The following is a 16,774-nucleotide window of genomic DNA, read 5'->3' as shown; positions in this document are numbered from 1 at the left end:
CCCCAGCTGGAACGTGCCGTGGAAGAAGCCCTGAAATTGATTGAAACCGAAGGCATCGAACTGAAGCCTGAGCCTGCTCCGCCCATCAGGTATCGCAGGCCCGAACGCCGTGACTAATTAAAAACACCATCGTATGCCAGCCGATAGTTCCGTTCAGCAACGCTTCAGCAGCCGTGCAGGGCTGCTGCTCAGTGCACTTGGAATAGCCGTAGGTACAGGCAACATCTGGCGCTTCCCCCGCATCGCTGCCCAGAACGGCGGCGATGAGGGAGCCGGTGCCCTTATCCTGGCGTGGGTAATTTTCCTTTTCCTGTGGAGTGTGCCCCTAATCATCGCCGAATATGTCATCGGGCGCAAATACCGCTTTGGCGTCGTGGGCTCTTTTGTTAAGGGAATGGGCAAACGCTATGCCTGGATGGGCGCCTTTGTAGTGTTTGTGGCCACGGCCATTGCCTTCTTTTATGCCGTGATCGTAGGCTGGGCTATGTTTTATTTCTTCCAGATGCTTTTCTTTCCACTCCCTGGAAATACTGCTGAAGCCACCATGGTGTGGGATTCCTTTCAGAACAGCCTCTGGCCCTTTGTCCTGCACTTTGCGGCAGTAGTCATTGGTGCCTGGGCCATCTTTAAAGGGGTCAGGTCCATTGAAAGGGTGAATAAAGTCCTGATCCCGGTGCTGATCCTGATCATTCTCGCTGCGGTGATACGTGCCATAACCCTGCCCGGTTCTGGAAAGGGGATCGCTTATCTTTTCCGTGTGGACTGGTCGCAGTTGAGTACCCCGGGAGTTTGGCTGCAGGCACTCACGCAGAATGCCTGGGATACAGGTGCAGGTTGGGGACTGTTTATTGCCTATGCTGCTTACATGCACGCCAGGCACGGCACGGTGAAGAATGCCTTCATCACCGGTTTAGGCAACAACTTCATTTCGCTGATTATGGCCATCATGATCTTCGGAACCGTCTTCTCGGTATTACAGCACGGCTATGGTTACAGCGACAGCGAAGTGCTGGGAGTCATGCAGACCAGCGGCCCGGCAAGCACAGGGCTTACCTTTATCTGGTTGCCACAACTCTTTGCCCGGATGGGGGCCGGCAAGCTGCTGTCCATCTTCTTCTTTCTCGGCCTGGCCTTTGCCGGATTTTCTTCGCTGATCTCCATGCTAGAGCTGGCTTCCAGGACACTGGTTGACAGGGGAATCAAGAGGAAGCAGGCGGTGTTGATTGTGGCCGTGGTGGTTTACCTGCTGGGCATTCCTTCGGCCATGAGCCTTGATATTTTAAGCAATCAGGACTTTGTCTGGGGCCTGGGACTAATGGTTTCGGGGGTATTCATTGCCCTTTTCCTGGCAAAATATGGCTTGGCCAAACTGAGGGCGGAAACAGAAACGGCACCCGGCGATTGGCCGCTGAGCAAGGGATGGGAATACCTGATCCGATTCTTTGTCCCGGCAGCTGGGGTCATCCTGCTTTCCTGGTGGCTTTGGCTGACCATCACAGAATTTGCACCAGGCGAATGGTTTAACCCCCTCAACACCTTCAGCCTGATGACGGTGCTGTTGCAGTGGGGCATCGTGATAGGTTTACTATTGCTTTTTAATAAGAATATCGGCAAGCTGTATTCAGAGTAAAAGAAAAAATCTATCTTTGCAATGCTTAACCATTGAAATTCAGCAATTAAAGATTCATTTAAACTGACGATAATTCTATTATATTTTTCCATTAACCTTAAAGAATCCAAAACGTAAAACACATGAGAAAGTTTTTTTTAGTATTAATTCCTGCCCTTATGCTTATGTCAGGCTGTAAAGAGCAAACCAAACCTGTTGAGAATCCATTCTTTGCAGAGTGGGATACTCCTTTTGGGGTACCACCTTTTGATCAGATCGACAATGAGGACTTCCTTCCGGCTTATGAGGAAGCTATTGAGCAACACAAAGCCGAGATTGATGCCATCATAAACAATCCTGAGGAGCCTACCTTCGAGAACACCATTGTGGCCTACGATCAGGCCGGTGAGTTGATGAGTAAGGTAGGTGCCGTGTTTGGCGGTCTCCGTGGTGCCAACACCAACGACAGGCTGCAGGAGATTGCCCGTGAGACCACGCCTATGCTGACGGCTCACAGCAATGAGATCCGGATGAACCAGGACCTCTTTGGCCGCATCAAGGCCGTTTATGATAAGCGTGAAACCCTTGAGCTTGATCTGGAGGATATGCGCCTGGTTGAGAAGATCTATCAGGATTTCGAACGCGGTGGAGCCGCCCTGCCCGAAGCGCAGCGTGAAGAGCTCAAGAAGCTGAACGAGCGTATGAGCATGATTTCCCTGCAACTGAGTGAAAATTCATTAAAAGAGAACAATGGTTTTAAATTGATCATTGAAGACGAAGCAGACCTGGCTGGTCTGCCCCAGGATGTGATCAATGGGGCTGCTGCATTAGCTGAAAGGGAAGGACAGGCAGGCACATGGATGTTTGACCTCTCCAAGCCCAGCTGGATTCCTTTCGTGACCTTCTCTGAGCGCCGCGACCTGCGCGAAAAGATCTACACAGCATATTTCATGCGTGGCAATAACGACAATGAAAACGACAACAAGGCCCTTTTTGCCGAACTGATGAAACTGCGCCAGCAGGCCTCTAAAATCCTGGGTTTTGACAACTATGCCCAATATGCCGTCGACATCAACATGGCAGAAACCCCTGAGAATGTTTATAATTTCCTTTACCAGGTCTGGGAACCTGCCCTGGAACGCGCCAAGGAAGAACGCGATGACATGCAGGCCATTATTGACCATGAAGGCGACGATTTCGAACTGGAATCCTGGGACTGGTGGTATTATGCCGAGAAAGTCCGCAAGGAAAAGTACGATCTGAACGAGGAAGAACTGAGGGCTTATTTGCCCATCGACAATGTTCGCGACGGAGTATTTTATGTGGCCAACCAGCTCTATGGCCTGGAGTTCATCCAACGTGAGGACCTACCTGTTTATCATGAGGAAGTGGAAACCTTTGAAGTAAAAGATCAGGACGGAAGTCACCTGGCAGTGCTTTACATCGACCCCCATCCACGGCCTAGCAAGCGCAGCGGCGCCTGGTGCGGTACTTTCCGCAGGGGCAGCTATAAAGATGGCGAACGCATTGCGCCTGTGGTCACTATGGTGATGAACTTCTCCAGCCCCTCAGGCGACAAACCTGCTTTGCTGAGCTGGGATGAAGTGGAAACCTATTTCCATGAGTTCGGGCATGCATTGCACAACTTCTTCGCTGATGGCCAATATGACCGCACCTCACGCAGCGTGCCGCGCGACTTTGTAGAGTTGCCTTCACAGGTGATGGAAAACTGGGCTGGCGAGCCTGAAGTCCTTAAGGAATATGCCCGTCATTACGAAACCAACGAGCCGATGCCCGATGAACTGATCCAGAAGCTGAGAAATGCCCAGCATTTTAACCAGGGCTTCATCAATGTGGAATACACTGCTGCTGCTATCCTCGATATGGACTGGCACACAGCTGACCACAGCGGCGACATCGATGTGAATGCTTTTGAAAAGGCCAGCATGGATCGTATTGGTCTTATCGATGAGATCGTTCCCCGTTACCGCACTACCAACTTCGGTCACATCCATGGCACGGGCTATGCCGCAGGTTACTATGTATACCTCTGGGCTGGTGTATTGGATGCCGATGCCTTCTATGCATTCAAAGAAAGCGGCGACCTGTTCAATCCTGAACTGGCAGCACGCTTCCGTGAATACGTTCACGCCAAGAACTCCCTTTATGAGGGTATGGACGCTTACGTCCGTTTCCGCGGGCAGGAGCCTACTATTGATGGCCTGCTGAAGCAAAGAGGATTGGATTAATTTTTTCGGAATAATGTGAATAAAAAGGGCGCTCCGTTTGGGGTGCCCTTTTTTAACCAGTTATTCTGCAAAAGTTTTGTAAGAAATCACTAACTTTAATATTACTTTTGCTGCAACGAATGGGTTAATATGTCCAAACACCTGCCTGCCATATTGTTTGCCGCCCTGGCCAATGTATTGCTCCTGGTGCATGCTGTGATTCCACACCATCACCACGGCGATATGGTGTGCTTTGAAATGGAGCATTGTACGGCTTGTGAGATGACCCATACCGTTGAATGCGATGGTAGCCATGACCCAGATCTGCCTGTTGATAAAGAAGATGGCTGTTGCGTGCTCGATGAGATGGTGATGTTCCATCCTGATGGTTTGAGGGATTATCTGGAAGTTGTCGGACATCCCTCCGAACTGAAATACCCAGCAGGTTTCCAGTGTCCGCTCATTCCCAATTCAAATTTTCCCTTCAATTTTTCCCTTCAACTTCCCTTTCGACAACATCCACCGGATTTCTCAATCCTTGCTTGCAGAGCAACCCAAACCCCGGGTTTGCGCGCACCCCCCATTGTTTAAATGTTTTGAATCCAGTTTTTTCGTGAGAGGCATCTGAGCCCTCCGGATAATCCATTATTTCAACTCATTTAAACGAAATCACAATGAAAAATCTGTTTTTTATCCTTACCCTATTAGGCATGCTTTGCGCTGCCTGCGGCGGTTCTACTACCCCCAATGACTCCCATTCCCATGGTGATGGCACTACCCACGAGCACAATATGGATAGCGACCACGATGACGACCATGCCCATCCAGTCCCTGAGCAGGAGCGCTTTGTGCCGGATGAACACGAAAGCAATCAAGAACATGAAGGCGACGGTGATCACGATCATATTCATGAAGGGGAGGCACACAGCCACGATGATCATTCTGTCCACACCCATTAAAGCCCTGGATTTTATGGGATAGTATCCTTTTCTGGAGGCATGCGCTTCCCGGATTTCCATGTTTTATTGCTTGTTTGCTAAAAAATCATTCCAAGATGTACAAGAACTTTTTTTTACTGTTTTTGCTGGTCCTGACGCTGCCTGCCTGCAAGCGCAATGAGGCCGTCGACGAACATTCGCACGATGAAGTTTTCCTTTATTTGACTGCCTACAGTGAGTACTTCGAGGTCTTTGCCGAGGCGGCCCCCTTTGTTGTCGGTCAGCCATCAGAGATCTATGCCCACTTTACCTGGCTGGAGGATTTCAAACCCCTGGAAAATGCCGTAATTACAATGAACCTGGTGGTAGGTCGGGAAGGCATCCGGCAAACTCTGGATACGCCTGTGAGGAAGGGCATTTATTCCTTCCAGCTAAAGCCTGTGCTTGCCGGGAAAGCCCGGGTGTACTTTGAGATTAAAACCCAGGATGAGGAATACCGCCTGGATGTCCCGGAGGTGACGGTGTTCGACGACGCCCATGACGCCATCCATAAAGCTGAAGGCATGGTGATCCAAGACCCCAATGCCATCCTGTTCACCAAAGAGCAGTCGTGGAAAGTAAACTTTGCCACAGAATCTCCCCGTCAGGAGGCCTTTGGCCAGGTTATTAAAACCTCGGCTCGGGTGTTGCCTGCCCAAGGCGATGAGGTGATCATCCCTGCCAGGACTAGCGGTCTGGTGCAGTTTGGCTCAGGGGTGCTGACCGAGGGTATGAGGGTGAGCGCTGGAAAATCGCTGATGAGCATCTCTTCCGGGAACCTCGCCGACCAGAATATGGGCGTCCGACTGGCCGAGGCCAGCAACACTTATGAGCAGGCCCGACTTGATTTGGAAAGGGCAGAAAAACTGGCCGCCGATCAGATCGTCTCAGAGCGAGAACTGCTCCAGGCAAGGACCAGTTTTGAAAACGCCAGGCTGGTATATGATAACCTCAGTCGTCATTTCAGCCAGGCAGGGCAGTCGGTGGCCAGTCCTTACTCCGGGGTGATCAGGCAGGTGTGGGTTCAGCAGGGACAGTATGTGGAGACCGGACAGCCCCTGGTCAGCATTCTGAAAAACAAGCGGCTGGTGCTGCATGCCGATGTTTCACAACGTTATGTGCGAGACTTGCAATCGCTGGTCAGCGCAAATATTCGTTTCCCAGGACAGGAAAAGGTCTTCTCGCTGGAACAGCTTGGCGGCAAGATCCTTTCCGTCGGTCAGGCCACCAATGACGACAACTTTCTGATCCCTGTAAACCTGGAAGTAAACCAAACCGGCGAGCTGCTTCCCGGCGGGTTTGTGGAGCTCTTTCTTGTAGCACGCAGCGAGCAGGAAGTCATTACCATTCCCCAAGATGCCGTCCTCGAAGAACAGGGCACTTATTATGTGTTTGTGCAGCAATCGCCTGAACAGTTTGTGAAGCGTGAAGTCAGGCCCGGTGCAAGCGATGGGCTTCGTACTGAAATTTTGGAAGGCCTGAAAATTACAGACCGCGTGGTAAGCCGCGGGGCTGTGTGGGTAAAACTGGCCCAGTCGTCTGCAGCACTCGATCCTCACGCCGGTCACGTACATTAAAATCGAAGTCCTATGCTGGATCATATCATAAAGTTTTCTCTAAATAATCGTTTCCTTATTCTGTTGGGTGCAGCAATTCTTCTGGTTTGGGGCCTTTACACCGCCAACCGCATGGATGTGGATGTGTTTCCCGACCTTACTGCACCCACGGTGGTGGTAATGACCGATGCCCACGGGATGGCGGCTGAAGAAGTGGAGCGCCTGGTGACTTTTCCCATCGAAACTTCGGTAAACGGGGCTACCGGCGTGCGCCGTGTACGATCGGCTTCTTCCCAGGGCTTTTCCTTTGTCTGGGTGGAGTTCGACTGGGGTACCGACATCTTTCTGGCGCGGCAGATCGTCAGCGAGAAATTGATTACGGTGGCTTCCGAAATGCCTTTTGGCGTCAGCCAGCCTGTCCTTGCCCCGCAGTCGAGCGTCATGGGCGAGATCCTTTTTATCAGCGTCCAGGCCGATAGTACCTCCATGATGGAGCTGCGCACCCTGTCCGACTGGATCATCAAACCCCTCCTGCTGGCTACCAGCGGGGTTTCACAGGTGACCATCATCGGGGGCGATTATAAACAATACCAGGTGCTTGCCGATCCCCAGCGGCTAAAGTTCTACGATGTCGCCCTGAATGAGCTGGCTGATGTTTGCCGCGACTTCAGCAACAACTCCACCGGTAGTGTGCTTCGCCAGCACGGCAATGAATATGTGGTTAGGGGTCTGGCCCGCAGCAATGATCTGGAAGAATTGAGCAATTCGTTTATCCGTTCGCAGAACGGAAGGCCCATCCGGGTGCGCGATGTGGCCGAAGTGGTCATTGGCCCTTCCGTGAAGATGGGCCACGGCTCGAAGAACGCCAGCCCCGCCGTAATCATCTCCGTATCGAAGCAGCCCAATGTGAATACCCTCAACCTCACCCGCAGACTGGAGGAGAATATTGCCACCATCCAGGAAACCCTGCCCCCCGATGTGGAGATCGACACCTCAATCTTCCGCCAGGCCGACTTCATTGAGCAATCGGTGAAGAACGTCCAGAACGCACTGCTGGAAGGGGCTGTCTTTGTAATCGTCATCCTTTTCCTTTTCTTGGGAAGTTTCCGCACCACCATCATTTCCCTGCTGGCCATTCCCTTGTCGCTGCTGGGCGCCGTACTGGTGCTCAATGCATTGGGTCTTAGTATCAACACCATGAGCCTCGGTGGGATGGCTATTGCCATTGGCTCCCTGGTGGATGACGCCATCATTGACGTGGAGAACGTCTACAAAAGGCTGCGTGAAAATTTCCGTAAGCCCGCCGGGGAACAGCAGTCAAAGTTCAGGGTAGTCTTCGAAGCCTCCAAAGAGATTCGCGCCTCCATTCTCAATGCCACGCTGATTATCATTGTTGCCTTTATTCCCCTGTTTTTCCTTTCGGGAATGGAAGGCCGTATGTTAAGACCATTGGGGATAGCCTATATCGTTGCCCTTTTTGTCTCGCTGATCGTAGCCATGACCCTTATACCTCTGCTGTGTAAGCTGCTGTTATCCGATGATCGCTATCTTTCCAGGTATGAAAAGGATCGCTGGCTGGTAAGAAACCTCAACCAGGGCTATCAAGGTTCTCTGCAATATGCTTTGAAGCACAAGAAGGCAGTGCTTATTTCAGCCATTGCACTCTTCCTGATTTCCCTGGGGGTCTTTTCCACCCTGGGCCGGTCCTTCCTGCCCGAGTTTAACGAAGGTTCTCTGACCATTGGTGCAGTGAGCCAGCCCGGAACCTCCCTCGATCAAAGCAATGAGATCGGAAACCTCATTGAGCAGGAACTGCTTGCTATCCCGGAAGTGACCAGCACTTCACGGCGGACGGGCAGGGGAGAGCTGGATGAACATTCACAGACGGCCAACAGCGCCGAGATCGATGTCAATTATGAACTCAATGGGCGCAGCAATGAAGCCCTTGAGGCCGAAGTGCGTGAACGCTTGTCGGGCATTCCCGGCATCGCCTATATGGTGATGCAGCCTCTGGGCCACCGCATCGACCATATGCTCTCGGGCACCAGCGCCAACATCGCCATCAAGATCTTCGGCACTGACCTGGGCAGGATGTATAATGTTGGCAACCAAATTGCAGCCGCCATCAACGGCATCGAAGGACTGGTGGATGTCAACGTTGAGCAACAGGTCGAAGTTCCCCAGCTGCAGATCAGGGCCAATCGCGAGATGCTGGCACATTATGGCATCACCATCGGTGAATTTAACGAATTTGTAGAGCTGGCTTTCTCGGGCGAGCGCCTGGGCGATATTTACGAAGGACAGCAGCGTTTTGACCTGATCGTCAGGCTGAACCAGGATTATACCCAAACGATGGAAGGTTTCCGCAATGCCCTGATTGACAACCGCGATGGGCGTAAGGTACCGCTTGAGCAGGTGGCAGAAATCGTATCTGCCACAGGCCCCAGTTCCATCAGCCGTGAGAACGTGCAGCGCAAGCTGGTGGTATCAGCCAATGTGGCTGGCAGGGACTTGCTGGGCGCCGTGAAAGACATCCAGCAGGAAATCGGTCAGCACATTGATTTGCCCGAAGGCTACCGCATTGAGTACGGCGGGCAGTTCGAAAGTGAAGCCAGGGCTTCGCAAACCCTGCTGCTCACGTCAATAATGGCGATTTTTATAATCTTCCTGCTGCTCTACCAGGAGTTCCGCAACCTGAGGCTTGCCGGCATCATCCTGATCAACCTGCCGCTGGCACTTATCGGTGGGGTATTCTCCATTTTTTTTACCTCGGGCATCCTGAGTATCCCGGCCATCATCGGCTTCATCACCCTCTTCGGTATCGCTACCCGCAACGGAATCTTGCTGGTCTCTCGTTACCAGCACCTTTTAGAGGAAGGCATTACCCTGAAGGAAACGGTTATCCGCGGCTCCATCGACCGCCTCAACCCCATCCTGATGACAGCCCTCACTGCAGCCCTGGCTCTCATCCCCCTGGCCTTGCAGGGGCACCTCTCGGGCAATGAGATCCAGAGTCCCATGGCCAAGGTGATCCTCGGTGGATTGCTCACTTCAACCCTGTTGAATATTTATGTGGTCCCGGTGGTGTTCAGCCTGATGCGCGAGCGTACCATTAAAAATGAAAAGGAGTTATGAAACATTTAATAGGTCTTATTTTCTTGTTCTTTTCCCTGCAGTCTGTGATGCTTAGGGCCCAGGGGCCCGTTGATGCCATTTTGCAGGAAGTGGAAACTAACAATACTACCCTGGCAGCCATCCGCGACCAGTTGGAGGCTTCCAGGGTGGCCAACCGAACAGGCATCTTTCTTGCTGATCCCCAGGTGGATCTTTACCTGCTAAATAACTCAAGCGAAAACATCCGGCGGACGAACTTCCATCTGATGCAGCCCCTTGATCTGTCTACCCTGCTGGGTAGGCGAAACCAGCTCTCGGTGGCTAAAAACCAGCAGCTTGATTATCAGTACCTCATTTACCGGGAGCAAATCCTGCTGGAAGCCCATCACCTTGTGGTTGACCTGATCTATTACCATGCCCTGGGCAGGGAACTGGAGAAACGGCTGCAGCACGCAAGGGATATTGCTAAGGCTTACCAGGCCATGCTGGATGCAGGTGAGGCCAACATCCTGGATTACAACAAGGCCCAGATCAACCTGTTTAACGCTGAGAAAGCAGCCGAGCTTAACCAGATTGAATTAAAGACAATGCTTGATGAACTGCAGGTCCTCAATGGCGGCCAGGCTATTGCTTTCACCCTCGAGGAATTCCCGGCAGCGGTTATTCCGGAAGATTTCCAGGATTTGGTTGAAACCGGATTTCAGCAAAACCCTGTGCTGCGTATGGCCGGGCAGGAGGTCACCATCAGCCGGCAGGAAGAGCGCCTGGCCCGTTCAAGTTACTGGCCGGGCATCACTGCGGGGTACATGATGGAAGCTCTGCCCACCGAGCGTTTTTCAGGTTTTGGCATGGGCCTTTCAATTCCCCTGTGGGAGAACAAAAATTCCATTAAGCAAGCCCGCCTGCAAACCCTGGCTATTGAGCAACAACAGCAAGACCTAAGGGTAAGGTATTTGGGCCGCTACAGAAGCCTTTACGAACAGGCAAAATCCCTTCGGGAAGCCTCGCTAAACTATCATGATAATCTCAATGTTTTCAATCATTCTGAGCTCCTGATGAAAGCCCTTGAAGCGGGACAGATTTCCCTGATCGACTACCTGCTTGAGCTTGGATTTTATTATGAAACGGTGAACCTTTCGCTCGAAACGGACCGTCAGCTCCATATGGTATTGGCTACCATGGAGCATTTTGTTCAGTGAAGGATTAGCATGCAGGGGTACGTTCACATTTGAACATTTACTGTTCAAAATCGCACATTCTGGATCCCAGTGTGTTATTATATGATTGTTTAATATCTTCATTTATAAGTGTGTATTGAAAATGGTTCAATAGTTGATGTTCTTTTAGTTTAAAAACAAGTGAACCATTTATCCAAGCAACTTTTATGAGAACAATCATCGTGCTTCTTCTTTGTGCAACGACCCTTCATGGGTTTTCCCAGAATGGCAGCAAGAAGGAATACCGTGCGACCCGTTTAACTGGCGTTGCCCCTGTTATTGACGGCATCCTCGAAGAGGAAGCCTGGCAACAGGGGGTATGGGAAGGGGGTTTTACGCAGTATGAACCCTATAATGGAGGAGAGGTTTCTCAACCTACCGGGTTCCAAATATTGTTTGATAATGACAACCTCTATGTTGCCATCAGGGCCTACGATGCCAGCCCTGATAGCATAGTGAAACGGCTTACTCGCCGCGACAGCGAGGATGGCGACGGGGTAGGGATTGCTTTCGACAGCTATTTCGACCAGCGTACTGCGTTTGTTTTCGGGGTGACCGCCAGTGGGGTGAAGTATGACTGGATCCTGAGCAATGACGGTGAAAATGAGGATAGGACCTGGGATCCCAACTGGTGGGTGAAGACCAGCATAAATTCCGGGGGCTGGGTGGCCGAGATGCGAATTCCGCTGAGCCAGGTCCGTTTTGAGGAGGACGGTAATGGAACATGGGGACTCCAGGTTTTCAGAAGCATTCACCGGCATAAGGAATTGGATTTCTGGAACCATATCCCCAAAGATGCACCCGGTTTGGTCAGGCATTGCGGGCTGCTGAAGGGCCTTGAGAACCTCGAACCCCGCAAAACCCTTGATGTTACTCCCTATACAGTGGCATCTGCTTCCCGCTATCCTGCCGAGGAGGACAACCCCTTTTCTACCGGTAAAGACAGCCAGCTGAAAGCAGGCCTTGATGCCAAAGTGGGCATTACCAATAACTTCACGATGGACTTGACCCTGAACCCCGACTTCGGACAGGTGGAAGCTGACCCTTCGCAAGTGAACCTCTCTGCCTATGAGACTTTCTTTGAAGAGAAAAGGCCTTTCTTCATTGAAGGACGTAACATTTCCAATTTCTCCCTGGGTATCGGGGATGGAGGACTGGGCAACGATAACCTGTTTTATTCGCGCCGCATAGGCCGCAGGCCCCAGGGAGATGTCAGTGTCAATGGCGATGCTTATGTCGATCGCCCGCCCTTTACGCGTATCCTGGGTGCCGCCAAAGTCACCGGCAGGAACGACCGGGGGCTTTCCATAGCCTTTATTGAATCTGTAACAGCTGAAGAAACCGCTGCCATTGATGTCAATGGCCAGCGCACGGAGGAAACCGTTGAACCCCTGTCCAATTTCTTTGTTGGGCGCCTGCAGAAAGAAACCAATGAAGGGAACACCATTTTCGGGGCCATCCTTACCGGTGTCCACCGGAAACTCGATAGCAATCTTGAAACCCAGATGCATCGTGAAGCTTATTCCGGGGGATTTGATTTTACCCAGTATTTTAAGGAAAAGTCTTGGATGTTTAACGTCAATCTGGCTATGAGCCACGTGGAAGGCGATGAAGAGGCCATCCTGGAAACCCAGCGCTCTTCTGCCCGTTATTTCCAGCGTCCCGATGCCAGCCATGTCAGTCTTGATCCCAGCCGGACTTCCCTCACAGGATCCGGCGGGCGAATGCAATTCCTTCGCCTGGGCGGGGGACACTGGATTTATATGGCTGCCGTGGTATGGAAATCCCCTGAATTTGAGATCAACGACCTGGGTTATATGCGCGAAGCCGACCAGATCATCCCCATCGTCTATGCTGGTTTCCGCCAATGGGAACCCGGTAGTTTTTATCAGTCATACAGCCTGAACCTTTCTGTTTATGGGGGCTGGAATTTTGCCGGAGAACGTATTGCCCTGGCTCTGAACCCCAATGGAAATATCCTCTTTAAAAATTACTGGCAGTTCAGTGCCGGCGGCGAATACAGCCACGACATCGTCTCCATGAATCATTTGCGTGGCGGCCCTTCCTTAAAGCTTCCCAATGCCGGTAATATATGGGTCGGCCTGAGAACTGATAACAGGAAGAAATGGTATGTGGGTTTCAACAACAGCCTGGCTTTTGCAGCGGAAAAATACCAGCGGCATCTGAATTTTTCACCATACCTTACCTACAAGCCTTTTGATAATGTGAGCTTTTCGCTGAACCCTTATTTTTACGATGGTTTTGAAAACCTGCAATACGTAAATGAATTGGATTTCAACAGTCAGTCAAGGTACGTCTATGCCACCATTAACCAGCAGGTGGCAAGCCTTTCGTTCAGGGTTAACTTTACCATTCTTCCCGATCTTACCATCCAGTATTGGGGTCAACCTTTTGTTGCCGCAGGAAAGTACACTGATTTTAAATATATTACCAACCCCCAGGCAAAAGATTTCCACGACCGCTACCAGGCATACCTGCCTGCCCAGGTTTCCTGGGATGAAGACGATTATTACATCAACGAAGACCTTGAAGGAGATTATGATTACAGTTTTGAAAAACCAGACTTTCACTTTCGTGAATTCCTCTCAAACCTGGTGATCCGCTGGGAGTATAGCCCGGGATCAACCCTTTTCCTGGTGTGGAGTCAAAACCGGAATGCGTTTGATAATAACGGAGAAATGGACTTCTATCCCGATGCCAGAAATTTGTTTAAAGAAAAGGGTACCAACATTTTCCTGGTCAAATTAAGCTACCGGATCGGGATGAAATAATCCGGTTCATCCTGGCATTCTTTTTATACTTGGCGGGAGATTCAGCAGAATTTCCCGCCTTTTTCATTTAAAGCCAGTTCTGTTTTAAGAGATGGCATCTTCTTACTTCAACCATAGTTTAACCGGTGTTTAACCGGTTTTAAACGGTTAAACACCGGTTAAACACCGGTTAAACACAGAATTTGGAAAGAAAAAGGTTAGAATCAGCCAAAAGGGTTTTGGGAATGTCGGCCTGAATGTAATTCTGTTGGTTCTGCTACCCTATTTTTTGGTGTGATATAGAAAGAAAAGGGGCGGTCCGGTTTATTCGGGGCTGCCATTGAATGATCCTGCCTTTTTGATATTCCATTTCGTTGCTGGATAGAGGGACCATGGTATAGGTTTGGTCGGGTTTTAGTCGTTTTAAAACGACTAAAACCCGACTAAAACCCGACTTAACTCCCTCTTTGGGGTCAATTGTCACACTATTTTCAATGAGAACCCTGGCTGCTGTTGAAGGAATAAATACCTCTGGAAAAGGATAGCGTTCCTTAGTGGGAAGGGGGAAATGAACAAGACTGCCGTTCTGTTTTTCGGCAGCCTTTTCCGGGTTTATTCTTTTTCGAAGACCTGCTGAGGCTCTCCGGCCCGGATGCTGTTCAGACTGGTGAACTTCAGTGTTCCGGGTGATTTGTTGCCGGGCACTTTGATCACCTTGGGGATGCCGGGCAACAGGTCAAAGAAGTTATCCGAAAGGCGGATGCCTTCGGTTTCGGTGGCAATGGAAAGCCCCTGGATCAGACCTTTGGATCGCAGTTCAATCTCGTATTCTCCATCCACGCGCGTTACCCGGTAATCAAGGCGAACCGGCGGGAACTCCATATCTTTTGGCAGGAAGGGTGCATAGTGGTTCTCGTGGTCAATGCCCTCGCCGGTGATATGGGTGTGGAGAATCCATTCCTTAACAGGCTCGCTGAAAAGGCTTTGCAGGCTGGTTTCAAAGGCCACCTGGCTTTGATTGGGTTGCACATCCAGGTCGAGGGTAACTTCTTTCAATCGCTCGCCCCCGGGTGTGATGAAAGTCAACTGAAGCTCTGCCGGAACAGCTTGTAAAAGATCAGAAACCACATAGACCTTCAGACCATCCTCTTCCAGTGCAATGCTTGCAATGACGGCCTCATTGGCATTGCGGGCAGCGTAGTGACTGGCCTTCCAGCGGCCGAAGTAATCAACCGTCGACCATGATTGCGTGGGCCAGCAGTCGTTGAGCTGCCAGTAGAGCGAGCCCATGCAGTGGGGCATGTGTCTGCGGTGTGACTCCAGGGCGGTTTTGTAAGCGAGAGCTTGCACCAGTTGGGTGACATAGGCCAGTTCTTCAAACGATTGAGTCTAGGGAAAATATTGCTCAGCATACCATTCCATCATCTGGTTGCCGCTGAATCCGGGTTCCTTCCATTCCATGCGGCTCCGCTGGCGATGGTCCAGGATGGGGGCATCGAGGTAAAGCGAATCATCACCAGCAAAATACCGGATGGTCTCCAAGGCAGGGAAGGACTGAATCCCATATTCGCTGACAAAGCGGGGCACGTTTTTCTCATAATTGCTGAAGAGTGCCTGCTGGAAATAAACGGTCCAGTCGTGTTCGTCGCCCGAGCGGCGGTCGGCCAGCGTATTGCCCACCGAGGAAGGAGATGAGGAGTGGTAGTGGGTCTTGGGATCATATTTCCAGACGGCCTCTGCAAGAATCTCATAAAAGATCTTTTCGTAGGTGCGCCAGAGGAAATCGGTCATCTCGGGGCTGTAAGCCTCATTCCAGCCCCAGTGATGCCAGCCGTGCAGATTTTCGTTGTTGCCGCACCAAAGGGCCAGGCTGGCGTGGTTGCGAAGGCGTTTCACATTGTATTCGGCTTCTTTTCGGATGTTTTCGAGATGGGCCTCATCACCGGGTTGCAGGGCGCAGGCAAACATAAAGTCTTGCCATACGAGAATCCCGTTCTCGTCACAAACCTGGTAGAATTCATTATCCGGGTAAACGGCTCCACCCCAAACGCGGACCATATTCATATGAGCGGCCACGGCATCGCCGATCAGGTGTTCGTAGCTTTCTCTCGTCAGTCTTGGTGTTAGCGTCTCAGAAGGGATCACATTGGCGCCTTTCATAAATACCGGAACCCCGTTCAGCTCAAAATAAAAACTGTGTCCAACTTCGTCAGGCTCCTGCACCAGGCGCAGGGTTCGGATGCCAAAGTCAAGTTGGAATGTATCAACAGTTTTGCCATCCTTTTCCAGGATAAACTCCACAGGGTACAAATAGGGCTCGCCCTTCCCGTTGCTCCACCAAAGTTTCGGGTTCGTTACCGGGATGGTTTGGTCAACAGGAAAGGCTCCTTCGCGCATCCCAGGCAGAGGCAGGCGGGCCACTTCCTGTCTATCCATCCGGGTGATCAGGGTATAGTCGCCGCCCTGGCTCAGTTCGAGGACCATTTTCATTTTTAGCGTTGCAAGGTTCTCTTCCAGGTTTTCGGTATAAAGGTAGGGCTCCGTAATGCGGCCGTGGCTCCAGGCTTTCAGGCTCACCGGACGCCAGATTCCACTTGTGACCAGCCTCGGTCCCCAGTCCCAGCCGTAATGAAAGGGCGCCTTGCGAGTGAAGACCACGGTTCGTTCTTCGGGAGGGGCTTGTTCATTATCGGCCGGAAGTAGGTAATCAAGTTGCTTCTGCTTTTCCAGGCCCCTTTTCACCGGCGAGTGAAAATAGATCCTCAATTCGTTCTCACCGCTTTTAAGATGGCCTTTTACATTGACCTCCCAGCCCAGGAACATATTATCAGCTTCGAGAATCATCTCTCCGTTCAGGTAAACATCGGCATAGGTGTCGAGGCCTTCAAATTCAAGGACGATCACATCCTCATCCAGCAAGGATCCCGGAACACGGAAGTGGGTAAGGTATTCCCAGTCTTCTTTTTCGACCCACTGCACCTGGTCCTCGTTATATCCAATAAAAGGATTGGGAATAAGGTTGTGATTGAGCAGGTCATCGTGTATTGTTCCCGGGACCCTGGCCTCGAGCCAGGTATCATCGCCTGCCTGGCGGAATTGCCAGTTTTCGGTCAGAAGCATTGTGCCTTTTTCGGGTTGTGAGCAGGATGCCAGAGAAAGGATAGCTATGATCAACAGGTTCAGGTTTTGGATTGAAAAGCGTCTCATGGGATATGGTTTGAGCCGGAGGCTTGCCCTCCGGGATAATTTTTCTCAAAATTAGCCCATAAAATGAAATCCGGAAGCCACAGGTCAAATTATTC

At 51.1% G+C, this 16,774-nt stretch carries 10 protein-coding genes; 7 read left to right on the top strand and 3 right to left on the bottom strand.

Going from position 1 to position 16,774, the window contains the following annotated elements:
* The first annotated feature begins 133 nt into the window (after positions 1-133).
* Positions 134-1,630 carry a sodium-dependent transporter gene (locus tag V2I46_02695; GenBank protein ID MEE4176398.1) on the top strand — a complete coding sequence of 499 codons (1,497 nt, stop codon included), beginning with the start codon at positions 134-136 and terminating at the stop codon, positions 1,628-1,630.
* Positions 1,631-1,752: 122 nt separating this feature from the next.
* Positions 1,753-3,858 (top strand): M3 family metallopeptidase, encoded by a 2,106-nt coding sequence (locus V2I46_02690; GenBank protein MEE4176397.1) that lies wholly within the window; start codon positions 1,753-1,755, stop codon positions 3,856-3,858.
* Positions 3,859-3,918: 60 nt separating this feature from the next.
* Here V2I46_02690 and V2I46_02685 read toward each other — a convergent pair whose 3' ends face one another.
* Entirely contained in the window at positions 3,919-4,218 is a 300-nt protein-coding gene (locus V2I46_02685; protein MEE4176396.1) for a hypothetical protein, read from the bottom strand.
* 293 nt (positions 4,219-4,511) lie between these two features.
* On the opposite strand from V2I46_02685, the gene V2I46_02680 reads away from it, so the two are divergent.
* From V2I46_02680 to V2I46_02660, 5 genes are all read left to right on the top strand, one after another.
* Positions 4,512-4,796 (top strand): hypothetical protein, encoded by a 285-nt coding sequence (locus tag V2I46_02680; GenBank protein MEE4176395.1) that lies wholly within the window; start codon positions 4,512-4,514, stop codon positions 4,794-4,796.
* A 95-nt stretch (positions 4,797-4,891) separates the two neighbouring features.
* Complete coding sequence (locus V2I46_02675; protein MEE4176394.1) at positions 4,892-6,391, top strand: efflux RND transporter periplasmic adaptor subunit; 1,500 nt, start codon at positions 4,892-4,894, stop codon at positions 6,389-6,391.
* A 12-nt stretch (positions 6,392-6,403) separates the two neighbouring features.
* Positions 6,404-9,505, top strand: a complete 3,102-nt coding sequence (locus V2I46_02670) for an efflux RND transporter permease subunit (protein ID MEE4176393.1) — start codon at positions 6,404-6,406, stop codon at positions 9,503-9,505.
* Complete coding sequence (locus V2I46_02665) at positions 9,502-10,683, top strand: TolC family protein (protein MEE4176392.1); 1,182 nt, start codon at positions 9,502-9,504, stop codon at positions 10,681-10,683. Before V2I46_02670 ends, V2I46_02665 begins: the two co-directional genes overlap by 4 nt.
* Before the next feature lie 185 nt (positions 10,684-10,868).
* A complete protein-coding gene (locus V2I46_02660; protein ID MEE4176391.1) occupies positions 10,869-13,493 on the top strand; it encodes a DUF5916 domain-containing protein in 2,625 nt (874 codons plus the stop codon).
* Between the two features lie 591 nt (positions 13,494-14,084).
* Here the strand turns inward: V2I46_02660 and V2I46_02655 are convergent.
* Together V2I46_02655 and V2I46_02650 are read right to left on the bottom strand one after the other, a co-directional pair.
* Positions 14,085-14,822, bottom strand: coding sequence for a glycoside hydrolase family 2 protein (locus tag V2I46_02655; GenBank protein MEE4176390.1), 738 nt, complete (start codon positions 14,820-14,822; stop codon positions 14,085-14,087).
* 39 nt (positions 14,823-14,861) lie between these two features.
* Complete coding sequence (locus V2I46_02650) at positions 14,862-16,679, bottom strand: hypothetical protein (GenBank protein MEE4176389.1); 1,818 nt, start codon at positions 16,677-16,679, stop codon at positions 14,862-14,864.
* Positions 16,680-16,774 lie beyond the last annotated feature (95 nt).

The organism is Bacteroides sp. (assembly GCA_036351255.1).
GTDB lineage: Bacteria > Bacteroidota > Bacteroidia > Bacteroidales > UBA7960 > UBA7960.
This window is presented reverse-complemented; position numbering and strand designations above follow the sequence as displayed.

What these genes read in the sequence shown, in the direction of transcription:
- V2I46_02695 (MEE4176398.1), top strand. Translation starts at nt 134, where the DNA reads ATGCCAGCCGATAGTTCCGTTCAGCAACGCTTCAGCAGCCGTGCAGGG.
- V2I46_02690 (MEE4176397.1), top strand. Translation starts at nt 1,753, where the DNA reads ATGAGAAAGTTTTTTTTAGTATTAATTCCTGCCCTTATGCTTATGTCA.
- V2I46_02685 (MEE4176396.1), bottom strand. Translation starts at nt 4,218, where the DNA reads ATGGAACATCACCATCTCATCGAGCACGCAACAGCCATCTTCTTTATC.
- V2I46_02680 (MEE4176395.1), top strand. Translation starts at nt 4,512, where the DNA reads ATGAAAAATCTGTTTTTTATCCTTACCCTATTAGGCATGCTTTGCGCT.
- V2I46_02675 (MEE4176394.1), top strand. Translation starts at nt 4,892, where the DNA reads ATGTACAAGAACTTTTTTTTACTGTTTTTGCTGGTCCTGACGCTGCCT.
- V2I46_02670 (MEE4176393.1), top strand. Translation starts at nt 6,404, where the DNA reads ATGCTGGATCATATCATAAAGTTTTCTCTAAATAATCGTTTCCTTATT.
- V2I46_02665 (MEE4176392.1), top strand. Translation starts at nt 9,502, where the DNA reads ATGAAACATTTAATAGGTCTTATTTTCTTGTTCTTTTCCCTGCAGTCT.
- V2I46_02660 (MEE4176391.1), top strand. Translation starts at nt 10,869, where the DNA reads ATGAGAACAATCATCGTGCTTCTTCTTTGTGCAACGACCCTTCATGGG.
- V2I46_02650 (MEE4176389.1), bottom strand. Translation starts at nt 16,679, where the DNA reads ATGAGACGCTTTTCAATCCAAAACCTGAACCTGTTGATCATAGCTATC.